The organism is Variovorax sp. KBS0712 (genome assembly GCF_006323185.2).
In the GTDB taxonomy this organism is placed as follows: Bacteria; Pseudomonadota; Gammaproteobacteria; order Burkholderiales; family Burkholderiaceae_C; genus Variovorax; species Variovorax boronicumulans.
Genome location: NZ_VCCD02000001.1, coordinates 2,449,205 through 2,475,559, shown reverse-complemented (window position 1 = coordinate 2,475,559; position 26,355 = coordinate 2,449,205). Strand labels below are relative to the sequence as shown.

At 69.5% G+C, this 26,355-nt stretch carries 24 protein-coding genes and 1 pseudogene; 17 read left to right on the top strand and 8 right to left on the bottom strand.

Annotation, left to right across the window (positions count from 1 at the left end; genetic code table 11):
- Positions 1–82: 82 nt before the first annotated feature.
- A complete protein-coding gene (locus FFI97_RS11375; RefSeq protein WP_260684969.1) occupies positions 83–1,282 on the bottom strand; it encodes an MFS transporter in 1,200 nt (399 codons plus the stop codon).
- Positions 1,275–2,471 carry a serine hydrolase domain-containing protein gene (locus tag FFI97_RS11370; protein ID WP_139705596.1) on the bottom strand — a complete coding sequence of 399 codons (1,197 nt, stop codon included), beginning with the start codon at positions 2,469–2,471 and terminating at the stop codon, positions 1,275–1,277. The genes FFI97_RS11375 and FFI97_RS11370 overlap by 8 nt, the downstream gene beginning before the upstream one ends.
- 90 nt (positions 2,472–2,561) lie before the next feature.
- Here FFI97_RS11370 and FFI97_RS11365 point away from each other — a divergent pair, with 90 nt between their 5' ends.
- The 5 genes from FFI97_RS11365 (at position 2,562) to FFI97_RS11345 (ending at position 9,186) form a co-directional block, all read left to right on the top strand.
- Positions 2,562–3,473: a LysR family transcriptional regulator gene (locus tag FFI97_RS11365; RefSeq protein ID WP_144004432.1), complete on the top strand. Its 912-nt coding sequence runs from the start codon at positions 2,562–2,564 to the stop codon at positions 3,471–3,473.
- A 74-nt stretch (positions 3,474–3,547) separates the two neighbouring features.
- Complete coding sequence (locus FFI97_RS11360) at positions 3,548–5,536, top strand: DNA topoisomerase IV subunit B (RefSeq protein WP_062474697.1); 1,989 nt, start codon at positions 3,548–3,550, stop codon at positions 5,534–5,536.
- 33 nt (positions 5,537–5,569) lie between these two features.
- Positions 5,570–6,505, top strand: coding sequence for a lytic transglycosylase domain-containing protein (locus tag FFI97_RS11355; RefSeq protein WP_139705592.1), 936 nt, complete (start codon positions 5,570–5,572; stop codon positions 6,503–6,505).
- 87 nt (positions 6,506–6,592) lie between these two features.
- Positions 6,593–8,989, top strand: a complete 2,397-nt coding sequence (gene parC, locus FFI97_RS11350) for a DNA topoisomerase IV subunit A (protein WP_139705590.1) — start codon at positions 6,593–6,595, stop codon at positions 8,987–8,989.
- Positions 8,989–9,186, top strand: a complete 198-nt coding sequence (locus FFI97_RS11345) for a hypothetical protein (RefSeq protein WP_223301260.1) — start codon at positions 8,989–8,991, stop codon at positions 9,184–9,186. Before parC ends, FFI97_RS11345 begins: the two co-directional genes overlap by 1 nt.
- A 21-nt stretch (positions 9,187–9,207) precedes the next feature.
- Here FFI97_RS11345 and FFI97_RS11340 read toward each other — a convergent pair whose 3' ends face one another.
- A complete protein-coding gene (locus FFI97_RS11340) occupies positions 9,208–10,161 on the bottom strand; it encodes an ABC transporter substrate-binding protein (RefSeq protein WP_185993599.1) in 954 nt (317 codons plus the stop codon).
- Positions 10,162–10,332: 171 nt separating this feature from the next.
- Here FFI97_RS11340 and FFI97_RS11335 point away from each other — a divergent pair, with 171 nt between their 5' ends.
- Positions 10,333–10,608, top strand: coding sequence for a hypothetical protein (locus FFI97_RS11335; protein WP_139705586.1), 276 nt, complete (start codon positions 10,333–10,335; stop codon positions 10,606–10,608).
- Positions 10,609–10,723: 115 nt separating this feature from the next.
- Here FFI97_RS11335 and FFI97_RS11330 read toward each other — a convergent pair whose 3' ends face one another.
- Positions 10,724–11,851, bottom strand: a complete 1,128-nt coding sequence (locus FFI97_RS11330) for an MBL fold metallo-hydrolase (RefSeq protein ID WP_139705584.1) — start codon at positions 11,849–11,851, stop codon at positions 10,724–10,726.
- A 154-nt stretch (positions 11,852–12,005) separates the two neighbouring features.
- On the opposite strand from FFI97_RS11330, the gene FFI97_RS11325 reads away from it, so the two are divergent.
- Positions 12,006–12,542, top strand: a complete 537-nt coding sequence (locus FFI97_RS11325; protein WP_070059506.1) for a cysteine hydrolase family protein — start codon at positions 12,006–12,008, stop codon at positions 12,540–12,542.
- 7 nt (positions 12,543–12,549) lie between these two features.
- Here FFI97_RS11325 and FFI97_RS11320 read toward each other — a convergent pair whose 3' ends face one another.
- Both FFI97_RS11320 and FFI97_RS11315 read right to left on the bottom strand, forming a co-directional pair.
- The gene (locus tag FFI97_RS11320) at positions 12,550–13,299 is read right to left on the bottom strand and encodes a metallophosphoesterase family protein (RefSeq protein ID WP_139705582.1); all 750 of its coding nucleotides are present in this window, start codon (positions 13,297–13,299) and stop codon (positions 12,550–12,552) included.
- A 287-nt stretch (positions 13,300–13,586) separates the two neighbouring features.
- A complete protein-coding gene (locus FFI97_RS11315; protein ID WP_139705580.1) occupies positions 13,587–15,281 on the bottom strand; it encodes a hypothetical protein in 1,695 nt (564 codons plus the stop codon).
- 135 nt (positions 15,282–15,416) lie between these two features.
- On the opposite strand from FFI97_RS11315, the gene FFI97_RS11310 reads away from it, so the two are divergent.
- Genes FFI97_RS11310 through FFI97_RS11275 form a run of 8 tightly spaced genes read left to right on the top strand, consistent with a single transcriptional unit; the run spans position 15,417 to position 22,128 of the window.
- Positions 15,417–16,088: an amino acid ABC transporter permease gene (locus FFI97_RS11310; protein ID WP_139705579.1), complete on the top strand. Its 672-nt coding sequence runs from the start codon at positions 15,417–15,419 to the stop codon at positions 16,086–16,088.
- 27 nt (positions 16,089–16,115) lie between these two features.
- Positions 16,116–16,769 (top strand): amino acid ABC transporter permease, encoded by a 654-nt coding sequence (locus FFI97_RS11305; RefSeq protein WP_062474720.1) that lies wholly within the window; start codon positions 16,116–16,118, stop codon positions 16,767–16,769.
- 56 nt (positions 16,770–16,825) lie between these two features.
- Positions 16,826–17,623 (top strand): transporter substrate-binding domain-containing protein, encoded by a 798-nt coding sequence (locus tag FFI97_RS11300; protein WP_139705577.1) that lies wholly within the window; start codon positions 16,826–16,828, stop codon positions 17,621–17,623.
- Between the two features lie 32 nt (positions 17,624–17,655).
- Positions 17,656–18,411 carry an amino acid ABC transporter ATP-binding protein gene (locus FFI97_RS11295; protein WP_056583293.1) on the top strand — a complete coding sequence of 252 codons (756 nt, stop codon included), beginning with the start codon at positions 17,656–17,658 and terminating at the stop codon, positions 18,409–18,411.
- Positions 18,411–19,154, top strand: coding sequence for a sugar phosphate isomerase/epimerase family protein (locus FFI97_RS11290; RefSeq protein WP_139705575.1), 744 nt, complete (start codon positions 18,411–18,413; stop codon positions 19,152–19,154). Before FFI97_RS11295 ends, FFI97_RS11290 begins: the two co-directional genes overlap by 1 nt.
- Before the next feature lie 10 nt (positions 19,155–19,164).
- A complete protein-coding gene (locus FFI97_RS11285) occupies positions 19,165–20,118 on the top strand; it encodes a sugar kinase (protein WP_095744765.1) in 954 nt (317 codons plus the stop codon).
- Complete coding sequence (locus tag FFI97_RS11280; RefSeq protein WP_139706986.1) at positions 20,118–21,098, top strand: 2-hydroxyacid dehydrogenase; 981 nt, start codon at positions 20,118–20,120, stop codon at positions 21,096–21,098. Before FFI97_RS11285 ends, FFI97_RS11280 begins: the two co-directional genes overlap by 1 nt.
- Before the next feature lies 1 nt (position 21,099).
- Complete coding sequence (locus FFI97_RS11275) at positions 21,100–22,128, top strand: LacI family DNA-binding transcriptional regulator (protein ID WP_062474737.1); 1,029 nt, start codon at positions 21,100–21,102, stop codon at positions 22,126–22,128.
- On the opposite strand, the pseudogene FFI97_RS11270 reads toward FFI97_RS11275, so the two are convergent.
- Positions 22,094–23,757: pseudogene (locus FFI97_RS11270) on the bottom strand (GMC family oxidoreductase). The gene FFI97_RS11275 and the pseudogene FFI97_RS11270 sit on opposite strands and share 35 nt — an antisense overlap.
- 228 nt (positions 23,758–23,985) lie before the next feature.
- Between FFI97_RS11270 and FFI97_RS11265 the strand changes: the two are divergent.
- Positions 23,986–24,486, top strand: a complete 501-nt coding sequence (locus FFI97_RS11265; RefSeq protein ID WP_260684967.1) for a hypothetical protein — start codon at positions 23,986–23,988, stop codon at positions 24,484–24,486.
- A gap of 78 nt (positions 24,487–24,564) precedes the next feature.
- Positions 24,565–25,212 carry a response regulator transcription factor gene (locus tag FFI97_RS11260; protein ID WP_139703137.1) on the top strand — a complete coding sequence of 216 codons (648 nt, stop codon included), beginning with the start codon at positions 24,565–24,567 and terminating at the stop codon, positions 25,210–25,212.
- Positions 25,213–25,228: 16 nt separating this feature from the next.
- Here the strand turns inward: FFI97_RS11260 and FFI97_RS11255 are convergent, their stop codons facing one another.
- Complete coding sequence (locus tag FFI97_RS11255) at positions 25,229–26,329, bottom strand: agmatine/peptidylarginine deiminase (protein WP_139703136.1); 1,101 nt, start codon at positions 26,327–26,329, stop codon at positions 25,229–25,231.
- Positions 26,330–26,355: the final 26 nt, after the last annotated feature.

The window sequence follows — 26,355 nt, the reverse complement described above, 5'->3', positions numbered from 1 at the left end:
GGCCATTGATGATTTGTGGGCGCGGTTTCGATGCGCGGACGGCATCAAAGAAAGAAGGCAGGCACGCGGCCTGCCTTCGGGGTCAGCGCGCCGGCGCCGCCGCCGCGCCGCGCGCGTCCGGAAAGCCGTGCTCGCAGGCCCGCCACGCCAGCACCAGCCCGGGCACCAGCAATGCCAGCAGCGACCAGGGCAGGCTGCCCGCGCCGCCGCCCTGCAGCAGCAGGCCGCCCGCCAGCCCGCCGCCCGCGATGGCGAGGTTCCAGGTGGTCACGACCATCGACTGCGCCACGTCCGCCGCATCGCCGGCCGCCTGGGCCGAGGCGGTCTGGAACAGCGTTGCCGCGCCGCCGAAAGCCAGGCCCCAGACCGCGACCGCGAGGTACACGCCCATCGTCGATCCGCCCGCCGCGGCGAGCATCAGCGCCGCCAGCGCGAAGGCCGCCGTGCCGGCCAGCACCAGCGTGCGCAGCCAGCGGTCGATCAGCACGCCCGTGAGCCAGATGCCGCCCAGCGACGCCGCGCCGAACATCAGCAGCACCCGCCCGACCTGCGCGCCGAGCCCGGCGTGCGCCAGGAAGGGCGCGATGTAGGTGTAGAGGATGTTGTGCGCGAGCACGAAGGCGAACATCACCATCAGCACCGGCCGCACGCCCGGCAGCAGGAACACGCGGCGCACGCTTTGCTGGCGCCCGGCCTCCTGGCCCGGGAAGTCGGGCACCTGCCAGCGCACCCAGCCGAGCAGCAGCACCGACAAAGCCGACATGATCAGAAAGGCCGGCCGCCAACCGACGCTCGCGCCCAGCAGCGTGCCGGCCGGAATGCCCAGCGACAGCGCCAGCGGCGCGCCCAGCATCGCCACGGCGATGGCCCGGCCCTGCTGCGACGGCGCCACCATGCGCGCCGCGTGCCCGGCCAGCAGCGCCCACAGCAGGCCCGCGAACACGCCGGCGAAGAAGCGCGCGACCAGCGTCAGCGTGTAGTCGTGCGACAGCGCCGTGACCGTGTTGACCACCGCGAAGCCGCCGATCGCGCCCATCAGCAGCGGCCGGCGCCGCCAGCCGCGCGTGAAGGCCACCAGCGGAATGGCCGCCACCAGCGAGCCCAGCGCATACACCGTGACGAGCTGGCCGACCAGCGCGGGCGCCACGCCCAGGTCGGCGCCGATCTGCGGCAGCAGGCCGGCCGGCATCGCCTCGGTGAGGATGGTGATGAAGCCGCCGGCTGCCAGTGCCAGCAGGCCGGAAAGGGGCAGCCGCGCGGAAGACGAGTTCGTGTCACGCATAGACGGCATCCCTCAGTTCGGTGACGAAGCGGCCCGACATGCCTTCGTAGAGCGTGTTCGTGAAGGCCACCACGCTGAGCCCGCGCGCCCGGTCCACGAACCAGGCGTGGCCGTAGGCGCCGCCCCAGCGCCAGGTGCCGGGCGATTCGGGCGTCTGCGTGGGTTGCGGGTCGTGCAGCACCGAGAAGCCCAGGCCGAAGCCCCAGCCCGGCGCATCCGCCGGCCCCCGGTCACCCGTGTGGTTGCGGCCCATCGTGTCGACGGTGGCGGCGCCCAGCAGCGGGGCGCCGCCGGTGCGCAGCGTGTCGAGCAGGCGCAGGAAGTCGTCCGCGCTGCCGACCATGCCGGCACCGGCCGAGGGCCAGGCGTTGGCGTCGAAGGCGCGCGCCGGGTCGAAGTGGATGCCGACGGCGCCCTCGAACGGCGTGGCCACCACGGGGCCGTCCATGCGCTGCGGCGGCGTGGCGGCGGGGCCGTTCACGTAGGGCGTGGCCAGCCGCGGGTCGCCGGGGACGGCGGCGAAGCCCGTGTCGTGCATCTGCAGCGGCCCGGTCACCAGCGTGCGCACCGCCTCGGGCAGCGGCAGGCCGCTGGCCGCCTCGACCACCGCGCCGAGCACGTCGATGGCCAGTGAATAGAGCCAGCCCGTGCTGGGCGGGTACAGCAGCGGCACGCCGGCCAGACGCTGCAGGTTGGCGGCGAGCGTGAGGCCGTCGTCGCGGTCCATGCCGTCCGACACGCCGGCGCGCGCGTACGGGCCGTCGTCCGAACTTTCGAGGAAGCGGTAGCCCAGGCCGGCCCTGTGGGTCAGTAGCTGCCGCAGCGTGATGACGGCTTCGCCGCCGCCTTCAGGCAAGCGCGGGCGGAAGTCCGGCAGCCAGCGCGTCACAGGGTCGTCCAGGTCGAGCCGGCCCTGGTCCACGAGGACCATCGCGGCGGTCGAGACGATGGGCTTGGACACCGAGGCCAGCCGGAACAGCGCGTCCTCGCGCATCGGCCGGCCGGCCTCGCGGTCGGCCAGCCCGGCGGCGCGCCGGTGGACGAGGCGCCCGTCGTGGTGCACCAGCACCACGGCGCCAACCAGCCGCTGCTCAGCCAGCGCGCGGTCGATGGCCGCGTCAATGCGCGACGGGTCTGGGCCCTGCCACGCAGGGGTGAAAGTGAGGGAAATGTCGGGGAGAAAGGTCATGCGGCCAACGATAGGAAGAAGCCGACTTCGGATAAAGACGGCTACAGTTCCGCTCAATGCGGATGTTGAAGTCCGCAATGGAGATTCCCCATGGACAGCCTCAGCGGCTTTGCCGTCTTCGTTCAGGTCGCCGAAACCCGCAGCTTCGTGGCGGCCGGGCGCGCGCTCGGCGTGTCGGCCTCGGCAGTGGGCAAGCGCGTGGCGCGGCTCGAGGAGCGGCTGGGCGTGCGCCTGTTCCACCGCAGCACGCGCAGCATCACGCTCACCGCCGAGGGCGCGCTGTTCCTGGCGCGCAGCCGCCGCGTGCTGGCCGAGATCGAGGCCGCCGAGCAGGAGCTGTCGCACGCCGCCGAGGCGCCGCGCGGACGGCTGCGCGTGAGCCTGCCGCTGGTCAGCTCGCTGGTGCTGCCGGTGCTGGCCGACTTCATGGCCGCCTATCCGGCGATCGAGCTCGACCTCGACTTCAGCGACCGCCTCGTGGACGTCATCGAGGAGGGCTTCGACGCCGTGGTGCGCACCGGCGAGCCGGCGGATTCACGGCTGTCGTCGCGCCAGTTGGGCGAGTTCTCGCAGCTGCTGGTGGCCTCGCCCGCCTACCTGGCGCGCCACGGCACGCCCGCCTCGCCGGACGATCTGGCCCGCCACGCCTGCCTGCACTACCGCTACCCGGCGACCGGCAAGGTGGAGGTCTGGCCGCTCGCGCCCGGGCCCGACGGCAGCGAGGTGCGCCCGCCGGTCTCGATGATCTGCAACAACATCGAGACCCGGCTGTGCTTCGCCCTGCGCGGGCGCGGCATCGCCTGCCTGCCCGACTTCAGCGTGCGCGCCGCGCTGGCCGAGGGCGCGCTGCAGCCCGTGCTGGCCGACCACCTGCGCCGGCCCCGTACCATCGCGTTCCGCGTGCTGTGGCCGTCGGGGCGCCATCCGTCGCCCAAGCTGCGGGCGTTCATCGATTTCCTGGGCGCGCGGATGTTCGGTCCGCCCGCAGAAACTCCCGCCTGATGTGCGAAAAGACCGAAGCCGGTGCCTGTATGGGTATCCAGTCATTTCAACCCAACTGACTACAATCCGCCCCCATGGCGACTTCCCCCAAGACATCTTCAGACTCCGCTTCCGGCTATTCGGAAGGCTCCATCCGCGTGCTCAAGGGCCTCGAGCCCGTGAAGCAGCGCCCGGGCATGTACACCCGGACCGACAACCCCCTGCACATCATCCAGGAAGTGCTCGACAACGCCGCCGACGAAGCGCTGGCGGGCTACGGCAAGAAGATCAAGGTCACGCTGCACACCGACGGCTCGGTCAGCGTCGAGGACGACGGCCGCGGCATTCCCTTCGGCCTGCACCCCGAAGAGAAGGCCCCCGTGATCGAGCTGGTCTACACCCGGCTGCACGCCGGCGGCAAGTTCGACAAGGGCTCGGGCGGCGCCTACAGCTTCTCGGGCGGCCTGCACGGCGTGGGCGTGTCGGTGACCAACGCGCTGTCCAAGCGCCTCGAAGTCAGCTCGCACCGTGAAGGCTCGGTCGCGAAGCTGGCCTTCAGCGCCGGCGACGTGATCGAGGCGCTCGAAATCCGCAAGCTCGAAGCCGGCGAGCGCAAGCAGGGCACCACCGTGCGCGCCTGGCCCGATGCCAAGTACTTCGAGACCGCCGCGCTGCCCATGGGCGAACTCACCCACCTGCTGCGCAGCAAGGCCGTGCTGATGCCCGGCGTGAGCGTCACGCTGGCCGTCGAGAAGACCGGCGAAAGCCAGCAGTGGCTCTACAAGGGCGGCCTGAGCGACTACCTCATGCAGACGCTCAACGGCGATCCGGTCATTCCGCTGTTCGAAGGCAGCGGCCATGCCGACAAGAACGCCGACAACTTCGCCGAAGGCGAGGGCGCCGACTGGTGCGTGGCCTTCACCGAAGACGGCCAGCCGGTGCGCGAAAGCTACGTCAACCTGATTCCCACCAGCGCCGGCGGCACGCACGAAAGCGGCCTGCGCGACGGCCTGTTCAACGCGGTGAAGAGCTTCATCGAGCTGCACTCGCTGCTGCCCAAGGGCGTGAAGCTCCTGCCCGAGGACGTGTTCGCGCGCGCCTCGTACGTGCTCAGCGCCAAGGTGCTCGACCCGCAGTTCCAGGGCCAGATCAAGGAGCGCCTGAATTCGCGCGACGCGGTGCGCCTGGTGTCCAGCTTCGTGCGCCCCACGCTCGAGCTGTGGCTCAACCAGCACGTCGACTACGGCAAGAAGCTCGCCGAACTGGCCATCAAGGCCGCCCAGACGCGCCAGCGCGCCGGCCAGAAGGTCGAGAAGCGCAAGGGCTCCGGCGTGGCCGTGCTGCCCGGCAAGCTGACCGACTGCGAGAGCAAGGACATCAGCCACAACGAAGTCTTCCTGGTCGAGGGCGACTCCGCCGGCGGCAGCGCCAAGATGGGCCGCGACAAGGAAAGCCAGGCCATCCTGCCGCTGCGCGGCAAGGTGCTCAACACCTGGGAGGTCGAGCGTGACCGCCTGTTCGCCAACACCGAAATCCACGACATCTCGGTGGCTGTGGGCGTCGATCCGCACGGCCCCGCCGACACGCCCGACATGAGCGGGCTGCGCTACGGCAAGATCTGCATCCTGTCCGATGCCGACGTGGACGGCTCGCACATCCAGGTGCTGCTGCTCACGCTGTTCTTCCGGCACTTTCCCAAGCTCATCGAAGCCGGCCATGTGTATGTCGCAAAGCCGCCATTGTTCCGGGTCGATGCGCCCGCGCGCGGCAAGAAGCCGGCCTCCAAGGTCTATGCGCTGGACGAGGGCGAACTCACCGCCACGCTCGACAAATTGCGCAAAGATGGCGTGCGCGAAGGCGCCTGGAGCATCAGCCGCTTCAAGGGCCTGGGCGAAATGAGCGCGGAACAATTGTGGGAAACCACGCTCAATCCGGACACCCGTCGCCTGATGAAGGTCCAATTGGGGCGGTTCGATTTTTCGTCCACCCAGGGCGAGATCACCAAGCTGATGGGCAAGGGCGAAGCGGCGGCGCGGCGCGAGCTCATGGAATTGCGCGCAGACGACGTCGATATCGACGTCTGACAGTTTCCTTTTTCTTTCCTTCTTCTCACACGCATGTCGGTTTTCAAGCGTTCGCTGTGGTTGGCCCTTCTGCTGTGCATGCAGCAGGGGCTCGCGCACGCGACCGACATCTACGGCTACATCGACAGCAACGGCGTGGCGCACTTCGCGGCCGAGAAGGTCGACGAGCGCTACAAGCTCTTCTTCCAGGGCGGCCAGAGCTTCGACACCGCCAAGGGCCTGTCGCCGATGGGCCGCGGCAACATCAACCGCCGGCTCGACGGCAAGGTGTCGCCGGCGTCGCAGAACCTGCTCGCCATGTTCGAGGCCTCGCCCGGCTACAAGACCGCCAAGGCGGCGCTGCGCGACGCGTCGAGCAAGCACGCGATCGACTACGAGTTGCTGCAGGCGCTGGTCGCCACCGAGTCGGGCTTCGACGCCAAGGCCGTCTCGCCCAAGGGCGCGATGGGGCTCATGCAGCTCATGCCGGCCACCGCGCAGCGCTACGGCGTGGCGACGGACAAGCGCGGCACGATCGAGAAGAAGCTGTTCGACCCGCACATCAACATCGCCGCCGGCTCGCGTTACCTGCGCGACCTGATCGCGATGTTCCCGGGCCAGATCGAGCTCGCGCTGGCCGCCTACAACGCGGGCGAGGGCGCGGTGCAGCGTGCGGGCAACAAGATCCCGAACTACAAGGAAACGCAGAACTACGTGCAGACCGTGCTGCAGCTGTATGCGTACCTCAAGCCCTCGGCCGTGACCGTGGGCGGCAACCTGCGCAGCGGAAGCGGCAGCAGTGGTGGCAAGACACCGGGGCGCATCCGCATGGAAATGTCGGTGCCCAAGGGCGGCGCGATCGGGCGCGGCAACATGCCGTCCGAGTCGCCGCGCAACGTGCCCACCATGCCCGAGATTCCCGAGCCGTCCGATGTGCCCACCAGCGCGGCGGAGCCGGGCGACGCCTCGCCGCCGTCGCCGCTGTCGTGATCCCGCAGGCCGCCATGCACCCCACTTTCATTTTGGGCTGAGCGCGAACGCACGCCGCCCGTCACTGTTTTTCTTTCTCTCTTCTTCATGGACGACTCTCAACCTCCGCTCGACCTTGCAGGCCCCACCGACGGCGACACCACCCTCACGCTGGCCGACTACGCGCAGACCGCCTACCTCGAATACGCCCTGAGCGTGGTCAAGGGCCGCGCGCTGCCCGATGTGTCCGACGGCCAGAAGCCGGTGCAGCGGCGCATCCTGTACTCGATGTCGCGCATGGGCCTGGGCTTCGGCGGCACCAACGGCACCGTGGGCGCCAAGCCCGTGAAGAGCGCGCGCGTGGTCGGCGACGTGCTCGGCCGCTTCCACCCGCACAGCGACCAGGCCGCGTACGACGCGCTGGTGCGCATGGCGCAAGACTTCTCGCAGCGCTATCCGCTGGTCGACGGCCAGGGCAACTTCGGCAGCCGCGACGGCGACGGTGCCGCGGCCATGCGCTACACCGAAGCGCGCCTGGCACGCATCACCAGCCTGCTGCTCGACGAGATCGACGAAGGCACGGTCGACTTCATTCCCAACTACGACGGCAGCACCGAAGAGCCGCGCCTCTTGCCCGCGCGGCTACCGTTCACGCTGCTCAACGGCGCCAGCGGCATCGCCGTGGGCCTGGCCACCGAGATCCCGAGCCACAACCTGCGCGAGATCGCCGACGCCTGCGTGGCGCTGATCAAGTCGAACGGCAAGCTCAGCGAAGAAGAACTCTTCGCCCTCGTGCCCGGCCCCGACTACCCGGGCGGCGCGCAGATCATCAGCAGCGCGAGCGACATCGCCGACGCCTACCGCACCGGCCGCGGCTCGCTCAAGGTGCGCGCGCGCTGGAAGATCGAAGACCTCGCGCGCGGCCAGTGGCAGCTCGTGGTCAACGAACTGCCGCCGGGCGTGAGCACGCAGAAGGTGCTCGAGGAAATCGAGGAAATCACCAACCCGAAGGTCAAGGCCGGCAAGAAGGCCCTGAGCGCCGACCAGACGCAGCTCAAGGCCGCGATGCTGTCGGTGCTCGACGTGGTGCGCGACGAGTCGAGCAAGGACGCCGCCGTGCGCCTGGTGTTCGAGCCCAAGACCTCGCGCATCAGCCAGGACGAGTTCGTGACCACGCTGCTGGCGCAGACCTCGCTCGAGACCTCGTCGTCGATCAACCTCACGATGGTCGGCATCGACGGCAAGCCCACGCAGAAGTCGCTGCGCCAGATGCTCAACGAGTGGATCGCGTTCCGCGAGATCACCGTCGAGCGGCGCTCGCGCCATCGCCTGGACAAGGTGCAGGACCGCATCCACATCCTCGAAGGCCGGCAGCTGGTGCTGCTGAACATCGACGAGGTGATCGCCATCATCCGCGCGGCGGAAGACCCGAAGGCGGCGCTCATCGCGCGCTTCAACCTCAGCGAGCGCCAGGCCGAGGACATCCTTGAAATCCGGCTGCGCCAACTCGCGCGGCTCGAGGCCATCAAGATCGAGCAGGAGCTGGCCGGCCTGCGCGAAGAGCAAAAGAAGCTCGAAGACATCCTCTCCAGCCCGGCCACGCTGCGCCGCCTGCTGGTCAAGGAAATCGAGGCCGACGCCAAGACCTTCGAAGACCCGCGTCGCACGCTCATTCAGGCCGAGAAGCGCGCCGTGGCCGAGGTGAAGGTGGTCGACGAGCCCGTCACCGTGATCGTGTCGCAGAAGGGCTGGGTGCGCGCGCAGAAGGGGTGGGCCAGCGAGAAGGCCGCCGGCAACGGCGGCACCGCGCCCGAGTACAGCTTCAAGTCGGGCGACACGCTCTACGGCGCCTTCGAGTGCCGCAGCGTCGACACGCTGCTGGTCTTCGGCAGCGCCAAGGACAAGAGCGTGCGCGTCTACACCGTGCCCGTGGCGTCGCTGCCCGGCGCGCGCGGCGACGGCCAGCCCGTCACCACGCTCATCGAGCTCGATGCCGGCACGCACGTCACGCATTTCTTCGCGGGCCCGGTGGGCGCCTGCCTGCTGCTGGCCAACACGGGCGGCTACGGCTTCATGGCCACCATCGAGAACATGATGTCGCGCCAGCGCGGCGGCAAGGCCTTCATCGACGTGGGCGAGGGCGAGCAGCTGTGCCGGCCGTCGCTGGTGGGTGGCGCGAGCGGCGCCGAGCCGATGCCGGCCGCGACGCACGTGGCCTGCGCCTCGACGGGCGGCCGCATCCTGACCTTCGACATCGCCGAGCTCAAGAGCCTGCCCAAGGGCGGTCGCGGCCTGACGCTGATCGACCTCGAGGCCAAGGACACGCTGGCCGGTGCCGCCGCCTACACGCGCAGCGTGCGCATCGACGGCATCGGCCGCGGTGCCAAGGAGCGCGACGAGACGCTGGAGATCCGCACGCTCAACAACGCACGCGACGGTCGCGCGCGCAAGGGCAAGGCGGCCGACCTGGGCTTCAAGCCGGCGAGCATCGTGCGGGTGCTCTGATGCTGGGCGGCATCGACATCAGCATCCTCGGCGTGGTCCTCGCCGTGGTCACGGGCTTCGGCAGCTACATCCTGGGGCGCCGCATGCGCGAGAAGCGCCAGGGCAAGCGGCGCGCGAAAGACCGCGCCGCCGCGCAGGCCAACGAGACGCGCCAGGTGCGGCGCGCGCGCGAGCGGCGCGAGCAGGAAGGCAAGTAGGCAGGCAGGCCGAGGGCTGGCTCACCAGCCCCCGTAGCCGTCGACGTTCTCGCGCGTCACGAGCTTCGACGGCAACAGCAGCACGCGCTGCTGGGGGGGCTGGCCCTTCAGGAGCGTCAGCCCGATCTGGGCCGCCCGCTGGCCCATCAACGTGGGCGACTGCGTGGCGCTGCCTGCGATCAAGGTGGCGGGGTCTTGCAGCCGCTGTGCCACCTCCGGCGAACCGTCCATCGCCGTGATGACGATGTCGCGCCGGCCCGCGACCTGGGCCGCCAGTTCCGCGCCGATGCCGCACAGGTCGTTGATCGCGAACACGCCCGACAGCTTCGGATGGCGCGCGAGCAGCCGCGTCATCTGTTCCACGCCGCCGTCCTTGGTGGCGCCGCCATTGAGCGCCATCGACACGACGCGCACGCCGGGTGCGGCGTTCAACGCCTCGCGGCAGCCGTTGACGCGGCCCACTGCGGCCGTGTTCGGCGGGCCGTCGATGATCGCCACTTCGCCCTTGCCGCCGAGCGTGCGCACCAGGTGTTCGCAAGAGAGCTTGCCGGCCGCGCGGCTGTCGGTCACCACGGCCGCGTCCGCGCCTTGCACGAGCGCATCGACCGCCACCACCTTGATGCCGGCCGCGCGCGCCTCCGTGACGCGCGCGTGCAGGGTGGTCGAATCGACCGGCGTCACGATCACCAGCTGCACGCGCTGGCGGATCATTTCCTTGAGCTGCTCGTCCTGCCGCTGCGGATCGAACCCGCTCGACACGACCGTGATGTGCGCCGCGTTGCGACTGTCTGTGGCCAGCGTGCTTTCTACTGCGCGCGCGATGTAGGCAAAGAAGGGGTTGCGCAGGTCGCTCACGAGCACGCCGACGCGCGGGCCCTTGCCATGGTTGGCATGTGTCGCGAGCGCGCTGCCCACGGGGCCCACGGCGAGGAGGAGGGCCAGCAGCCAGGTGCGCCAGGGACGTTTCATGGGCATGGGTGCGAGGGCCTCGTTGCGAGAGGGGGCCGGTGAAGGGGTGGGGATGATGACATGTTCCGCAGCGCCTCGCATCCGCGATCTGCGGGGGGCAAGCGTGGGGGAATGGACGAACCTGCCGACCCCGGTCGGTGCCGATGTTGTCGCGGGTCGGCAGCGTAGGCGGCGGCAGTGTCAGACCTGGAGGAAGAAGAGGTTGCCCGGGTCGCTGACGATCAGGCCGATGTGCGGCGCATCGGGGGTGCGACGGCCCCTGCGCCCGCGATCGATGCCAGCACGCGCCCCGCGGCGAAACCCCTGGCGATGCGCGCCAGGCGGCGCCTCGGGGCGCGCGTCGAGATGGCGGGAATGCCGCCTCCTTTCTTGCCGGTTCTTCTTGTGATCACCTTGCTCCCTGTGGCTGCTGCCTTGCAGATGACGGTGTCGTCCGCGATCGGCGTCCGGTGAGGGATTCGTCGCGGCGACACGGCGATTGAACCGGCCGCTGGTTAACTGTCTGTAAACCTTCCAAAAGTGGCGAGCAACATTTGAAATACACACCGCCGCGTGGACGGTGCGCTCCTTACTTCAGCCCGGCCCACCAACGCACGTTGGTGCGCGCCTGGCCCACCGTGAGCACTTCGCCGATCACCGGCGTGGCCAGGTCGATCTTCTTCGCCTGCGCCAGGTCGGCGATGCGGTCCAGCGGGTCGTGCCAGGTGTGGAAGGCCAGGTCGAAGGTGCTGTTGTGCACCGAATAGAGCACCTTGCCGCGCAGGTCTTCGAAGGCCTGCACGCTCTGCTCGGGCGTCATGTGCACGCCGGGCCAGTAGGCGTCGTAGGCACCGTTTTCCATCAGCGCCAGGTCGAAGCCGCCGAAGCGTTCGCCGATCTGCTTGAAGCCGGGGAAGTAGCCCGAGTCGCCGCTGTAGAAGATGCGCTGGTCGCCGCTTTGCACCACCCACGAGGCCCACAGCGTGCGGTCGCGGTCGGTCAGCGTGACCGCGCGGCCCGAGAAATGCTGCGCGGGCGTGGCGGTGAGCTTCACGCCCGCATGCTCGCCGCCCTGCCACCAGTCGAGCTCGGTCACGCGCTCGGCGGGCACGCCCATCTCGACGAGCCGGGCGCGCACGCCCAGCGGCACGAAGTAGCGCTGCACGCGCGTGGCGAGGTACTCGATGGTGGCCACATCGAGGTGGTCGTAGTGGTCGTGCGAAAGGATCACGGCCTCGATCGGCGGCAGCTGCTCCAGCTGGATCGGCGGCTTGTGAAAACGCTTCGGCCCGACCCAGGTGAAGGGCGAGACGCGCTCGCTGAACACGGGGTCGATGAGCCAGTACTTGCCCTTGAGCTTGAGCAGGTGCGACGAGTGGCCCAGGCGCACCACGTGGTTGGCGTCGGCCGCGAGCGCGTCGAGCGCCCGGGGCGTCAGGGCGCGCACCGGAATGGGGTCGACCGGCACGGTGTCGACCTTGCTGCCGACGATGAAGCGCGACCAGATGCGCCAGGTGCTGGCGGCGGGCTGCAGCTCGGGGTTGGGCATGTTCTGGAACACGCCGCCCTTGAACTGCGGCGAGTTGTCGTAGCGCGTTTCCCCGCCGCCGGCGCTGCTGCAGCCGGCCACGAACGCGCAGCCCGCCGTGGCGAGCACCGCGCTGCGGCGCAGCAGCCGGGGTAAATAAGCGCCTTGCGAATCCGATTCGTCAGCCATGGGAAAGCCCTCTGCGTGTGTGTTGGTCTTGAGGCGCGAGACTAGCGGGAGTTGGCTTTTCAATGGTTTCAGCGACAGAAACATTCGGCGAGCGGGGGCAATCCGCGGGCCGGCGGCATACTGCGGCGATCCACGGCTTCCGCCCTTCATCGCCATGAAAACTGCCATCCTCGTCATCGACATGCAGCGCGGCCTTTGCGACGATCCGCCCCGGCCGTACGAGGCCGAAGCGGTCATCGGCCGCATCAACGCGCTCACGGCGCGGGCCCGCGCGGCCGGCGTGCCGGTGGCCTTCGTCCAGCACGAGAACGCCATCGACCTGGAGTTCGATTCCGAGCGCTGGCAGCTGGCCGATGCCTTGCAGGTGACACCGGCGGACGCGCGCCTGCGCAAGACCACGCCCGACTCGTTCCTGCGCACGCCGCTCGAGGCCTGGCTGTCGGGGCAGGGCGTGCGGCGCGTGGTGGTCTGCGGCTACTCGTCGGAGTTCTGCGTGGACACCACCGTGCGCCGCGCCGCCGCACTGGGCTACGAGGTGGTGCTGGCGGCCGACGCCCACACCTCGCACGACAAGCCGCATGCCAAGGGCGCCTTCATCCGCGCGCACCACAACGCGACGCTGTCGGACATCACGAGCTTCGGCGTGCCGATCCGCGCGGTCGACAGCGCGGACATCGCTTTCGGCGATTGATCTGGCGCTAGGGCATGCGTCCGGTGGCCAGTGCGTGGGCCCAGTCCGCACGCCCATTGGCAGCAGCCAGTGCCGCCATGGCCGTGTGATCGTAGGGCACGGTGACCAGCGTGCAGGTCCACTGCCCGTGGTCGTGCCGTTCGACCAGCGCGTAGCGCGCATCGGGTGAACCGGTCTCCACGTGGTGCGGATGCGGATGCGCGTCGCCATAGGCCTGCAGGCCGACGCTGCCCGGGTTGACGATGAAGATGCCGTTGGATGCGTGCATCACGCGCGGCAGGTGCGTGTGGCCGCAGGCGACCAGTTCCGTGCCGGCTTCCACTGTGCCGAGGCGCGCATCGATCTCCGCCGCAGTGGCCATGCGCAGTTGCGTGGGCTCGACCGTTTCGAGGAAGTAGGTGAGGTCGCTGTCGGGCGTGCCGTGGCACAGCAGCACTTCAGGGCTGAAACGCAGGCACGGCGTGAGCGAGGCGATCCATGCGAACTCTGCCTCGCCGAGTCGGGCGTGTGCGAAGGCGTCGGACTCGCCGCGCTGGCCGGAGGTCGGCAACGTGAGCAGTTGCCGTTCGTGGTTGCCGGCGAGTTGGGCCCAGTCCTGCGCCATCAGGAACTGCGCAGTCTCCAGCGGCATCAGCGGGCCTGAGAGGCTGTCGCCGAGGTTGACGGTGGCATCCACGTTGCGGCGTGCGATGTCTTCGACGACGGCTTTCAGTGCGGGGAGGTTTCCGTGGATGTCGGAGACGAGGGCGATGCGCATGCGTGGCTTCTTTGTGAGGGCGGTGATCTTAGTTCGGGGTGCGTGCACAGGCCACCGGGTACTTCCCTCCGCGAATGTCCCCCGGCCTGCGGCCTCCTCCTTGATTTCGCTGCGGGAAGCACCCAGTGTCCTGCGCACTGGACGCGCTGCTGGTGCTGGCCGATCAACGACCGCACTGATGACGATCACGTCGATGCGGTGCCTTGCGCAGCGAAATCAAGGAGGAGCCCGAAGGGCGGGGGACATTCGCGGAGCAAGGTACCGCGTCGGCGGGAGCGTCGCCCTGATCAGTCCGCCCCCGCCCGCCACACCCGCGCCAGCGCAGCCAGCTTGCCGCGAAAACTCAGCCGGTCGTTCGACAGCGCATCGATGAAGTCCGACAGCCGCTGCGACTTCACCATCGTGTAGATCGTGAGCCAGGTGGTGAACACGAACACCACGCCGAACCAGATCGCCTTGCGCCACAGCGGCGCGTCGGCTTCGGCCAGCAGGTTCATCCCGAGGAAGCCGGTGGTGACGGTGCCGATGAGGCCGAACAGCGTGACCACCGTGAGCCGCACCACGGTGCTGGCCTGCCGGCGCAGGCTGTCGGCATCGAGGTAGGTGTTCATGTCGGCGATGCGCGACTTGACCTCGTCGTACAGCGGATCGAGCCCGAGGTGCGCGGCGCACATGTGCGAGAGCGCGCGCACCTGCGCCTGCTCCGAAATCTCGTGGAACCAGTAGCGGTGCGTGAAGCGAAGAAAGCGCTCGAAGCTCGCGCGGATGGCGCGCTTGAACTGCTTCACGCTCGGCGTGCTGCGGATGTCGAGCTTCTTGAGCGCCTCGACCAGCTGGTCCGAGAACATCAGCAGCGAGGCCTTCTGGAAGTGCGCGATGAGGAACAGCAGGAAGTGCTGGTGCCTGAACTGCGCGAGCACGCCGCGGTCGCGGCAGCAGAAGAACTCGGAGCGCGCGTCGCCCACCACGACGAGGGCGTGGCCGTTGCACAGGTAACGCGTGTTGGGCGCCGCGCCCGTGTTCACCCAGAAGCGGTCGTAGCAGTACTTGTGCTCGAAGTCGGCCAGGTGGTGCTCGGCGTAGGGCAGGTGGGCATCGGCCCCGCCCGCGCCGGTGACCAGCGCGAGCCGCACGAAGTCGTCGCGCGTGAGGCGGCGCGGATCGTCCATCGACAGGTAGGCCATCACCGGCATGCGGTAGTACTCGATCTGGCGGTAGCGCAGCACGCCGGGGTCGTCCGAATGGTCGCTCACCAGCGGCTGCATCAGGTAGGCCCAGTGCGCTGCGATGCGCGGCGCGCGGTGTTGGGCCACGTGCGACAGGAAGGCGTCGCGCTGCTGCGCGTCGGAGGCGGCGAGCACGCGACCGTCGGCGTCCAGCCACTCGACGCTGGCCATGCAGTGCAGGGCGGCGCCGTCGGGCTCCCAGCCCGAAGGGTAGGCGCGGCCGAAGCGGTAGAGGATGTCCTGCGCCTGCGCCAGGCTCAGGTGGTCGGTGCCGACCTCGAGGTTGAGCAGCACCACATCGATGTCGAAGAAGAAGTACAGGTCGCAGTGAATCACGTCGAGCGTGATCGGCGCCTCGTCGGGGTGCGCCACCAGCCGCACGGACGCGATGTCGCGGCGGCGGAACACGCGCATCGGCGAATCGCCGTCGCTGCCTGTGCCGTCGGTGCTGCCGCGCGATCGGCCTTCGCCGTACAAAAAGCGTTGCACGTAGGGCAGGAAGCTCACGAACTCGTTGTAGTGGCGCTCGTGGAAGCGGCCGCTGTCGCCGGTGTATTCGTCGACCTCTTCGCGCCAGGGCGAGGCCTCGCCCATGTCGCGCAGCACGTGCCAGGGGCCGTGGTGCGTGGGCGCCGCGCCGGGCGCCGGCACGAGGCGCAAGGGCCAGAGCAGCGCCTGCCGGAAATGCTGCACGACGGGGCCGGTGGCCGGGGTGCCTGCCGGGGAAGAAGTGGGGTCCGCGTGGGGGGTCGGCATCGCGCCAGTGTAGGCAGGCGGGTAGGGCAAAACGCCCACCTAGGGGAATCCCTAGCTAGGCCTGAAACCGGTTTCATTTAAGCTGCAAGCATTCCTTTCAGGGTCTGTGCACGGCCTGGCCGTGCACGCTCCGCCATGAACTACCAGTTCCAATTCGACGCCGTCTTTGCCGCCTGGCCGCTGCTGCTCAAGGGCACGTGGATCACGGTGCAGCTCTCGCTCACCGCCACCTTGCTGGGGCTGGTGGTGGCCATCTTCTGTGCCTGGGGCAAGACCTCGGGGCCGGGCTGGCTGCGCTTCCTCGTCAATGCCTACATCGAGGTGATCCGCAACACGCCGTTCCTCGTGCAGCTGTTTTTCTTCTTCTTCGCACTGCCGGCCATCGGCCTGCGCTGGTCGCCGCAGACGGCTGCGCTGGTGGCGATGGTGGTGAACCTGGGCGCCTACGCCACGGAAATCATCCGCGCGGGCATCGAGTCGATTCCCAAGGGCCAGATCGAGGCGGGCCGCGCGCTCAACCTCAAGCCCTGGGAGATCTTCCGCTTCGTGATCATCAAGCCCGCGTTGAAGGCCATCTACCCGGCGCTCACGAGCCAGTTCATTTTGCTGATGCTGAGCTCGGCCGTGGTCTCGGTCATCTCCGCCGACGACCTGACCTCGGTGGCCGCCAACCTGCAGTCGCAGACCTTCCGCAGCTTCGAGATCTACATCGTGGTCGCGGCCATCTACCTCGCGCTGGCACTGGCTTTTTCGGCCATGTTCAAGCTGATCTACAAGCGCACGCTCAACTACCCGGACCGCCGGTAACTGACCACGACGGACGGAGCACACACCATGCGCACCTTCGGTTTCCCCGAATTCCTTTTCATCCTCGAAGCGGCCCAGTGGACGCTGGCGCTGTCGGCCATTGCCTTCGTCGGCGGCGCGATCCTGGGGCTGCTCATCGCGCTGATGCGCACGTCGGAATCGACGTGGGCGCGCGCCGTGTCGACCACCTTCATCCAGATCTTCCAGGGCACGCCGCTGCTGCTGCAGCTGTTCCTGGTGTTCTTTGGCGCGCCGGTGCTCGGGCTGGACATCAACCCGTGGGTCGCCGCGGGCGTGGCGCTGGTCCTGAACAGCGCGGCCTTCCTGGGCGAAATCTGGCGCGGCTGCATCCAGGCCATTCCGCGCGGCCAGTGGGAGGCGGCGCAGGCGCTGAACCTGCACTACGTGGCGCGCATGCGCGACGTGGTGCTGCCGCAGGCCTTCAAGATCGCGCTGGCGCCCACGGTGGGCTACCTGGTGCAGATCATCAAGGGCACGTCGCTCGCGGCCATCATCGGTTTCGTCGAGGTCACGCGCGCCGGACAGATCGTCAACAACGCCACCTTCCAGCCGCTCATCGTGTTCTCGGTGGTGGCCGCCATCTACTTCGTGATCTGCTGGCCGCTGTCGCTGCTCGCGGCGCGCATGGAGCGCAAGCGCGCCCAGGCGCTCGCACGTTGACCCTTTTCGCTTTTCCTTTCTCGTCGCTTCCTTTCTTTATTCAGGAGACACATCCAATGACCGTTACCACCACCCGCCGCGCTGCCATCGCAGCCCTGGGCCTCGGCGCCGCGCTGACCGTGTTCGCTCCCTTCGCTTCGGCGCAAAGCGTGGCCGACATCAAGAAGAAGGGCGAGATCACCATCGGCATGCTGGTCGACTTCCCGCCCTACGGCACCACCGACGCCAGGAACCAGCCCGACGGCTACGACGCCGACGTGGCCAAGCTGCTGGCGAAAGACTGGGGCGTCAAGGCCAACATCGTGCCGGTCACTGGCCCGAACCGCATTCCGTTCCTGCTGACCAACAAGGTCGACCTGCTGGTGGCTTCGCTGGCCGTGACGCCCGAGCGCGCCAAGCAGGTGCAGTTCTCGCAGCCCTACGCGGCCGCGACCATCGTGCTGTACGGCGCGACCAAGACCTCCATCAAGGCCGCAGGCGACCTGAAGGGCCTGCGCGTGGGCGTGGCCCGCGCGTCGACGCAAGACGTGGCCGTGACCAAGGCCGCGCCCGAAGGCACGGAAATCCGCCGCTTCGACGACGACGCCTCGGCCATGCAGGCGCTGATCTCGGGGCAGGTCGATGCGATCGGCTGCTCGGTCACCGTCGCGGCGCAGATCGCCAAGCGCGTGCCGGCCAACACCTTCGAAAACAAGTTCACGCTGGTGCAGCAGTCGATGGGCATCGCGATGCGTCCGGGCCAGGAAGAGCTGCATAAGGCCGTGAACGAATTCGTGCAGAAGAACACCGCCAACGGCGAGCTGAACAAGCTCTACCAGAAGTGGCTGCAGGCCGACCTGCCCAAGATGCAGTGAGCTCCCGCGGCTGAAGAAGAAGGAATCCTGGCATGACGACGGAATCGATCATCCGCATGGAAGCGGTCAACAAGTGGTACGGTGAATTCCAGGTGTTGACCGGCATCGACCTGTCGGTGCGCCAGGGCGAGCGCATCGTGATCTGCGGGCCCTCGGGCTCGGGCAAGTCGACGCTCATCCGCTGCATCAACCGGCTCGAGACGGTGCAAAAGGGCCGCATCGTGGTCGACGGCATCGACCTCACCGCGGGCGGCAAGAACGTCGACGCGGTGCGTGCCGAAGTCGGCATGGTGTTCCAGCAGTTCAACCTGTTCCCGCACCTCACCATCCTCGAGAACTGCACGCTGGCGCCGATGCGCTCGCGCGGCATGACCAAGGCGCAGGCGGAAGAGGTGGCCATGAAGTACCTCACGCGCGTGCGCATTCCCGAGCAGGCCAAGAAGTACCCGAGCCAGCTCTCGGGCGGCCAGCAGCAGCGCGTGGCGATTGCGCGCGCGCTGTGCATGTCGCCCAAGATCATGCTGTTCGACGAGCCCACCTCCGCGCTCGACCCCGAGATGGTCAAGGAAGTGCTCGACACCATGATCGGCCTGGCCGAAGACGGCATGACCATGCTGTGCGTGACGCACGAAATGGGCTTTGCCCGCAGCGTGGCCGACCGCGTGATCTTCATGGCCGACGGCAAGATCGTCGAGCAGGCACCGCCGCAGGAGTTCTTCGGCAACCCCAAGGACGAGCGCACGCGCCAGTTCCTCGGGCAAATTCTCAGCTCGCACCAAGCCCACTGATGGCCTTCGAAGTCCTGATTTCTCTGTCGTCCTTCGGTGCGGCCGAGGTGGGGCGGCACGGCCAGCTCTGGTGCTCGCAACTCTCGCGCGCGGCGGGGGCCGATTCGGTGGAAGTGCGCGGCGAGATGCTGCGCGACGCCGAGGCCGAACTGCCTGCGCTCGACGGCCTGGCTTCGGTGTATTCCAGCCCCGAGGGCCTGTGGGCCGAAGGCGGCTGGCTCGACAGCGCCGCGCTGCAACGCGGCATCGCCGCCGCCACGCGCGTGGGCGCGAAGCGGCTCAAGATGGCCATCGGCGATTTCCAGCCCTCGTCGCACGGTTCGCTCTGGGGCCTGAAGGTCGCGCTGGCCGAAACGCGCGTCGAGCTGCTCATCGAGAACGACCAGACCGTGCGCGCCGGCACGCTGGCCGCGCTGCAGACCTTCTTCGACGTGGCCGACCGCGCCGGCGTGCCGCTGGGCATGACCTTCGACATGGGCAACTGGCACTGGCTGGGCGAGTGTCCGCTGCAGGCCGCGCAGGCGCTCGGCCACCGCGTGCGCTACGTGCATTGCAAGGGCGCGCAGCGCCTGCCGCACAAGTGGGTGGCGGTGCCGCTGGGCGATTCCGTCGCGCCATGGCGCGCGGTGCTGCGCGCACTGCCGGCCGACGTGCCGCACGCCATCGAATACCCTCTGGTGGGCGACGACCTGCTGGCCGTCACCCGCACGCAGATCGACTTCATCCGCGCCGCACGGGCGTAGGGATTCACACATGACGGAACCCACCGCTTTCGATGTCGCCTTGTTCGGCGAAGCCATGCTGCTGCTCGTGGCCGACCGGCCCGGTCCGCTGGAAGACGCCCAGTCGTTCCACAAGCGCACCGCCGGCGCCGAGACCAACGTGGCCATCGGCCTGTCGCGCCTGGGCCTGAAGGTCGGCTGGGCCAGCCGCCTGGGCACCGACTCCATGGGCCGCGCACTGCTGGCCGCGATGCGCGCCGAAGGCATCGACTGCTCGCACGTGATCACCGACGCGACGCAACGCACCGGCTTCCAGTTCAAGGGCCGCGTCACCGACGGCAGCGACCCGCCGATCGAATACCACCGCAAGGGCTCGGCCGCCAGCCACATGGGCCCGGCCGATGTCGACGAAGCCTGGCTGCGCTCGGCGCGCCACCTGCACGCCACCGGCGTGTTCGCCGCCATCTCCGAGACCAGCCTGCAGGCCGCGCTCAAGTCGATGGACGTGATGCGCGCGGCCGGCCGCACCATCTCGTTCGACACCAACCTGCGGCCCACGCTGTGGTCGTCCACCGAAACGATGCGCCACTGGGTGAACGAACTCGCGTCGCGCGCCGACTGGGTGCTGCCCGGCATCGAAGAAGGCCTGCTGCTCACGGGCCACGACAAGCCCGAAGACGTGGCGAAGTTCTACCGCGAGCGCGGCGCGAAGCTGGTCGTCGTCAAGCTCGGCGCGGCCGGCGCCTACTACGACAGCGACGTGGCCGGCACCGGCCATGTCGACGGCTTCCCGGTGAAGGAAGTGATCGACACCGTGGGCGCGGGCGACGGCTTTGCGGCCGGCGTGGTGAGCGCATTGCTCGAAGGTCGCAGCGTGCCCGACGCGGTGCGCCGCGGCGCCTGGATCGGCGCGCGCGCCGTGCAGGTGCTCGGTGACACCGAAGGCCTGCCGACGCGGGCGCAACTCGAAGAAGCGGGACTGTGATGACGACGAAGAACGTGCTGGTGTTCCGGCCGCTGCCCGAGGATCAGCTCGCGCGCCTGCAGTCGGTGCACCACGTCACCGTGGCCGATCCGCGCAAGGAGCCCGAGGCCTTTGCCGCTGCGCTCGCCACCGCGCACGGCCTGATCGGCTCCAGCCACCCGGTCGATGCCGCGCTGCTCGATGCGGCGCCGCAGCTCGAAGTGATTTCGAGCGTGTCGGTCGGCGTCGACAACTACCCGCTGGCCGAACTGCACAAGCGCGGCATCCTGCTGTGCCACACGCCCGACGTGCTCACCGAGACGGTGGCCGACACGGTGTTCGCGATCCTCATGGCCACGCAGCGGCGCGTGGTCGAGCTGTCGACGATGGTGCGCGAAGGCCGCTGGACCAAGAACATCGGCGAGGAGTTCTTCGGCACCGACGTGCACGGCAAGACGCTGGGCATCCTCGGGTTCGGCCGCATCGGCCAGGCCGTGGCGCGCCGCGCCGCGCTGGGCTTCGGCATGCCGGTGCTGTACCACGCGCGCCGCCCGGTCGACCTGGCCGCGCAGGCGCCCGAGCTGCAGGGCCGCGCCACGCACACGCCGCTGGACCAGCTGCTCGCGCGCGCCGACATCGTGCTCGCGATGCTGCCGCTGACCGACGCCACGCGCGGCATGATCGACGCCGCTTTCTTCGCGCGCATGAAGCCGGGCGCGTCGTTCATCAACGGCGGCCGTGGTGCCACCGTGAACGAAGCCGCGCTGCTCGACGCGCTCGACCATGGCACCTTGCGTGCCGCCGGCCTCGACGTGTTCGCGAAGGAGCCGCTGCCGGCCGATTCGCCGCTGCGCACGCACCCGCGCGTGACGCCGCTGCCGCACATCGGCTCGGCCACGCACGAGACGCGCCACGCGATGGCCGCGCTGGCCACGACCAACCTGCTGCAGGTGCTGGCCGGGCAGAAGCCCACGGCGCCCTACGACACCGCCGCCGCCTGACATGAAGCCCACAGGCCGCGCCACCATCGCCGACGTCGCCGAAGCCGCGGGCGTCTCCAAGGCCACCGTCTCGCGCTTTTTGAACCACCGCGAGCGCCTGCTGAGCCCCGACATCGCCGCGCGCGTCGAGGCCGCCATCGCCAAGCTGGCGTACTCGCCCAGCCCGATGGCGCAGGCGCTGAGCCACGGCCGCTCGCGGCTCATCGGCCTGATCGTGGCCGACATCACCAACCCGTACTCGGTGGCCGTGCTGCGCGGCGCCGAGAAGGCCTGCCAGGACGCCGGCTACCTCGTGATGCTGTTCAACCTCGGCAACGAGAGCGAGCGCGAGCGCGAGGCCATCAATGCGCTGGCGGGCTACCAGGTCGACGGCTTCATCCTCAACACGCTGGGGCGCGGCAGCAACGTGGTCGATGCGGTCACGCTGCACGGCAAGCCGGCGGTGCTGGTCGACCGCCGGCACACGGGCATGCACACCGATTTCGTCTCGCTCGACAACCACGCCGCCATGCGCGACACCTGCGGCCATCTGGTCGAAGGCGGCTATCGCGAGCTGCTGTACGTCACCGAGCCGCAGAAGGGCGTGAGCTCGCGGCGCGAGCGCACGGCCGCCTTCGGGGCCTGCGTGGCCGCGCACGAGCCGCGCGTGGCGGGCGAGGTCTTCGAATCGGTCGAGGGCGAGAACGATGCGCTCGACGAGGCCCTGCGCGCGCTGCGCCAGCGCGCCAAACGGGGCCGTCGCGCCGCGGTGGTCGCGGGCAATGCCGTGGTCACGCTGCGCGTGGCGCAGGCCATGGCGCGGCTCGACTGGCGCTTCGGCGCCGACCTGGGCTTCGTGGGCTTCGACGATCCCGAATGGGCCTCGCTCATCGGACCGGGCCTGAGCACCGTGGCGCAGCCGACCGACGAGATCGGCCGCGCCGCCGCCACCTGCCTCATCGAGCGCCTGCGCGGGCTCGACGCGGCGCCGCGTCAGCTGCTGCTGCCCGGTGAACTCATGGTGCGAGGCTCATCGACGGCACTGCCGTAGCGGGTTCCGCGAAGGAGGCCGGCCCGCGCATCCAGCCGGCCGCGCGCTCCGCGATCATGATCGTCGGCGCGTTGGTGTTGCCGCCGATCAGCGTCGGCATCACCGAGGCATCGACCACGCGCAGGCCCGCGATGCCGTGCACGCGCAGCTGCGGGTCGACCACCGCCATCGCATCCACGCCCATCTTGCAGGTGCCCACCGGGTGGTAGATGGTGTCGGCGCGCGCGCGGATGTGCGCTTCGAGCTGCGCGTCGGTGTGGGCGTCGGCGGTGTAGACCTCGCGGTGGCGGTATTTTTTTCGAGCGCGGGCGCGCGCATGATCTCGCGCGTCTTCTTCACGCCCTGCAGCAGCAGCGCCATGTCTTCCGGGTCGGCCAGGAAGCGCGGGTCGATGCGCGGCGCCGAGTCGGGGCTGGGGTCGTTCAGCCGCACGTCGCCCCGGCCCTTGGGGCGCAGCACGCACACATGGCACGAGAAGCCGAAGCCCGCGTGCAGCTTGCGCGCATGGTCGTCGGTGATCGCGATCACGAAGTGCAGCTGCAGGTCGGGCCGGCGCAGCTCGGGCGACGACTTGATGAAGGCGCCGCCTTCCGCGAACGGCGTGGCGACCAGGCCCGTGCCGTCGCGGCGCCACTGGTTGATGGCCTTGAGCAGGTGCAGCCCGCCGACCGGGCCGATGCCGAACATGTCGGTCTGCTTGGACTTGTAGGCGACGATGAAGTCGCAGTGGTCCTGCAGGTTCTGCCCCACGCCGCGCAGCGCGTGCCGCACGGCGATGCCGTGGCGCGCGAGCTCGTCGGGGTCGCCGATGCCCGAGAGCATCAGCAGCTGCGGCGAGTTGAAGGCGCCGCCGCACAGCGCCACCTCGCGGCGCGCGCGAATGGTTTCGACGTTGCCGCCGCGCCGCACCTCGACGCCCACCGCGCGCCGGTCTTCGAGCACCACGCGCAGGGCCTGCGTGCCGGTCATTACCGAGAGGTTGGGGCGCTGGTCCATCACCGGGTGCAGGTAGGCCGCGGCGGCCGAGCAGCGCTCGCCGTTCTTCGCGCCGCCGTGGAACTGCGTCACCTGGTAGAGCCCCGCGCCTTCCTGCTCGGAGCCGTTGAAGTCGTCGTTGCGCGCGATGCCGCACTCGGCGGCGGCGCGCACGAAGGCCTCGCTGATGGCGCGCGGGCTTTGCTGCTCCGACACCTGCAGCGGGCCGTCGGCGCCGTGCAACGCGCTGGCGCCGCGCTGGTTGCCTTCGGCGCGCAGGAAGTGCGGCAGCACCTCGTCGAAGCTCCAGCCGGCGCAGCCCGCGTGTGCCCAGTCGTCGTAGTCCTCGCGGTGGCCGCGCACGTAGAGCATGGCGTTGATCGCGCTGGAACCGCCCAGGCAGCGCCCGCGCGGCTGGTAGCCGCGCCGCCCGTTGAGGCCGGGCTGCGGCACGGTCTGGTAGGCGTAGTTGTTGATGCGCGGACGGCCCGGCAGCATCGCGACCACGGCGGCCGGCGCCCGCACGAGGATGCCGCGGCCGTCGCCGCCGGCCTCGATGAGGCAGACCGTCACCGACGGGTCCTCGCTCAAGCGCGAGGCCAGCGTGGCGCCGCCCGAGCCGCCGCCCACGATCACGTAGTCGAATTCCGCCATGGCTTCTGGTCCTTCTTGTCGTTGGATGTTGGGGCGCCCTGCGCCGATGCGCGCACCGGTATTGTGGCCAGCGTCCCCGGGGTCGGGCCCCACGGGTTTCCCCTGCCGTGAGCGCCCCCCAAGTGGCTTTACCGATGCTTCACCCAGCGGACAAATTGCAACGCGCCGCCCGTGGCCCAATGCGCCTTCGGAGCGGCCGACCCGCTGCCCACCCTCAACGCTCTGCCCATGCACCTGCTTTCAGACGCGACGATATTCACCGAGGTCCGCTTCTGGGGGCTGGTGCTGTGCTCGCTGGTGCTGCCCGCCGCGATCTTCGTCACGCTGTTCGTGCGGCGCGAGTTCTCCAAGACCACCGTGCTGGCCTTCGGCCTGCTGCTGATCGCGCTGGCGGGCGCGGACATCTTCCTGCTGCGCGCACTGGCGCGGCTGGCACAGGCCACGCCCTCGCTGGCGGACGACCTCGTCTTCTCGTCGGAGCTGTCGATCGCGCTGTACATCTTTCCGGCGGCGTTCGGCACCATCGGGCTGAACATGGTGTCGCACGTGCTCATGCACTACCTGAAGCAGAAGGAAGCGCGCTTCGAGGCCCACCGGCAGGCACCGCCGTCGGCACTGCAAGGGCGCCGAGGGTCGCGCGTGCTGCGCCACCGTCGCGCGGCATCGCGCATGTCGCCCCGGCCGGGCTCGCGCACGGCGGCGGCGCGCCGTCCGCCTGCCGACCGCTGAGGGCGATACCCGGCGGGTTTCCTCCGGCACCCACGGGGAACCGTGGGGTTCGACGCCGGTTGCCGCCAGAATCGAAGGATGCCCGCCACCATCCTGTTGATCGACGACCACGCGATGTTTCGCGAAGGCCTGTTCCTCGCGCTGCGCGAAGCCGAGCCGACGATGACCGTCGCCACGGCCCGCAACGGCGCCGAAGCGCTCGAGGCGCTCGCCACCTTGCCCCGGCTCGACGCGGTGATGACCGACTACTACCTGCCCGACCTCGGCGGTGCGGCCCTGCTGGCCGAGCTGCACCGGCGGCGCGGCGGCCTGCGCATCCTGGTGCTGTCGGCCTCCGAAGACCCGCAGGACATCGACACCGCGCTCGACGCCGGCGCGCAGGGCTTCGTGCACAAGTCGGCCGACAGCCAGCAGCTCATGGACGCGCTGCGCCGCGTCATGGCGGGCGAGCAGAACGTGGTGCAGGCCTCGCCGGCGGGCGGTGCGTCGCTACCCGTGCTGTCGACGCCCACCGACGTGCTGAGCACGCTCACGGCGCGGCAGGCCGAGGTGCTGCAGCTGCTGTGCGAAGGGCTGCGCAACGCCGAGATCGCGCTGCGCCTGGCCACCAGCGAGAAGACGATCAAGGCGCACATCTCGGCGATCTTCGGCGCGCTCGGCGTGACCAGCCGCACGCAGGCCGTGATCGCGGCGCGGCGCGCGGGCATGCTCGGGCGGCCGCGCTAGTCAGCGCCGCAACGCATCAGCGCGGCTGCTGCTGCGTCGTGCAGTGGATGCCGCCGCCGCCGGCGGCAATGCCATCGATGTCGAGCTGCACCACCTCACGCTTGGGAAACAGCTCGCGCAGCAGCGCGCGGGCGTTGCCGTCGGCGCGCGCATCGCCGAACTGCGGCGCAATGACGGCGCCGTTGCAGACATAGAAGTTGATGTAGCCCGCCGCGAACTCGTCCGACTCGTAGGTGCTGCGCACCGTCTCCGGGCCGCGCAGCACTTCCACGCGCAGGCGCTGGCCGCGCGCATCGGTGGCCTGGCGCAGGATCTCCAGGTGGCGCCGGGTCACGGCGTGGTCGTAGGAGTCGGGGTCGTCGTCCAGGCCCGCGACCACCACGCCCGGCGCGGCAAAGCGCGCATAGAAATCGGTGTGGCCGTCGGTGATGTCGCGGCCCGCGATGCCGGGCAGCCAGATGATCTTGCGCAGGCCCAGCAGGCGCTTGAGTTCGGCCTCGCAGGCTTCCTTGCGCAGGCCGGGGTTGCGGTTGGGGTTGAGCACGCAGCTCTCGGTGATGATCGCCGTGCCCGCGCCGTCGACCTCGATGCCGCCGCCTTCGAGCACGAGCCGCGTGCGCAGGCGCTGCACCTCGGCGGCGTCGGTCACGTACTCGGCCACTTCGGCATCGCGCGCATGCGACTGCTTGTTGCCCCAGCCGTTGAAGTTGAAATCGATGCCCGCCCATTCGCCCGCGCCGTTGCGCACGAACACGGGGCCGGTGTCGCGCATCCAGAGGTCGTCTACCGGCTGCACCTCGAGCGTCACGCGGTTGCCGCACAGCCGCGCGGCCAGGTCGTGCTCCTGCTCGCGCACCAGCAGGTGCACGGGCTCGAAGGCGGCGATGGTGCGGGCGATCTGCGCCAGGTGCTCACGCGCCGGCTTCAGCAGGCGCCGCCCCCAGACGCGTTCGCTGGGGCCGAAGGACATCCAGGTGGCGCGGTGCGCGTCGCCCTCGTCGGGCATGTGCCAGGTGTCGGGTGCTGCGGCCGTGGCCGTGGCGACCAGGCCCAACGAGGCCAGGGGCGCCAGGCCCATGCCGTGCAGCAGGCGGCGGCGGGTCAGGGGAAGGTGCATGTCGGTCTCCGGAGTCAGGGGAGGGG

Bases quoted from the DNA above. Each gene is read 5' to 3' on its own strand.
- FFI97_RS11375 (WP_260684969.1), bottom strand. From the start codon at position 1,282: ATGCGTGACACGAACTCGTCTTCCGCGCGGCTGCCCCTTTCCGGCCTG.
- FFI97_RS11370 (WP_139705596.1), bottom strand. From the start codon at position 2,471: ATGACCTTTCTCCCCGACATTTCCCTCACTTTCACCCCTGCGTGGCAG.
- FFI97_RS11365 (WP_144004432.1), top strand. From the start codon at position 2,562: ATGGACAGCCTCAGCGGCTTTGCCGTCTTCGTTCAGGTCGCCGAAACC.
- FFI97_RS11360 (WP_062474697.1), top strand. From the start codon at position 3,548: ATGGCGACTTCCCCCAAGACATCTTCAGACTCCGCTTCCGGCTATTCG.
- FFI97_RS11355 (WP_139705592.1), top strand. From the start codon at position 5,570: ATGTCGGTTTTCAAGCGTTCGCTGTGGTTGGCCCTTCTGCTGTGCATG.
- parC (WP_139705590.1), top strand. From the start codon at position 6,593: ATGGACGACTCTCAACCTCCGCTCGACCTTGCAGGCCCCACCGACGGC.
- FFI97_RS11345 (WP_223301260.1), top strand. From the start codon at position 8,989: ATGCTGGGCGGCATCGACATCAGCATCCTCGGCGTGGTCCTCGCCGTG.
- FFI97_RS11340 (WP_185993599.1), bottom strand. From the start codon at position 10,161: ATGCCCATGAAACGTCCCTGGCGCACCTGGCTGCTGGCCCTCCTCCTC.
- FFI97_RS11330 (WP_139705584.1), bottom strand. From the start codon at position 11,851: ATGGCTGACGAATCGGATTCGCAAGGCGCTTATTTACCCCGGCTGCTG.
- FFI97_RS11325 (WP_070059506.1), top strand. From the start codon at position 12,006: ATGAAAACTGCCATCCTCGTCATCGACATGCAGCGCGGCCTTTGCGAC.
- FFI97_RS11320 (WP_139705582.1), bottom strand. From the start codon at position 13,299: ATGCGCATCGCCCTCGTCTCCGACATCCACGGAAACCTCCCCGCACTG.
- FFI97_RS11315 (WP_139705580.1), bottom strand. From the start codon at position 15,281: ATGCCGACCCCCCACGCGGACCCCACTTCTTCCCCGGCAGGCACCCCG.
- FFI97_RS11310 (WP_139705579.1), top strand. From the start codon at position 15,417: ATGAACTACCAGTTCCAATTCGACGCCGTCTTTGCCGCCTGGCCGCTG.
- FFI97_RS11305 (WP_062474720.1), top strand. From the start codon at position 16,116: ATGCGCACCTTCGGTTTCCCCGAATTCCTTTTCATCCTCGAAGCGGCC.
- FFI97_RS11300 (WP_139705577.1), top strand. From the start codon at position 16,826: ATGACCGTTACCACCACCCGCCGCGCTGCCATCGCAGCCCTGGGCCTC.
- FFI97_RS11295 (WP_056583293.1), top strand. From the start codon at position 17,656: ATGACGACGGAATCGATCATCCGCATGGAAGCGGTCAACAAGTGGTAC.
- FFI97_RS11290 (WP_139705575.1), top strand. From the start codon at position 18,411: ATGGCCTTCGAAGTCCTGATTTCTCTGTCGTCCTTCGGTGCGGCCGAG.
- FFI97_RS11285 (WP_095744765.1), top strand. From the start codon at position 19,165: ATGACGGAACCCACCGCTTTCGATGTCGCCTTGTTCGGCGAAGCCATG.
- FFI97_RS11280 (WP_139706986.1), top strand. From the start codon at position 20,118: ATGACGACGAAGAACGTGCTGGTGTTCCGGCCGCTGCCCGAGGATCAG.
- FFI97_RS11275 (WP_062474737.1), top strand. From the start codon at position 21,100: ATGAAGCCCACAGGCCGCGCCACCATCGCCGACGTCGCCGAAGCCGCG.
- FFI97_RS11265 (WP_260684967.1), top strand. From the start codon at position 23,986: ATGCACCTGCTTTCAGACGCGACGATATTCACCGAGGTCCGCTTCTGG.
- FFI97_RS11260 (WP_139703137.1), top strand. From the start codon at position 24,565: ATGCCCGCCACCATCCTGTTGATCGACGACCACGCGATGTTTCGCGAA.
- FFI97_RS11255 (WP_139703136.1), bottom strand. From the start codon at position 26,329: ATGCACCTTCCCCTGACCCGCCGCCGCCTGCTGCACGGCATGGGCCTG.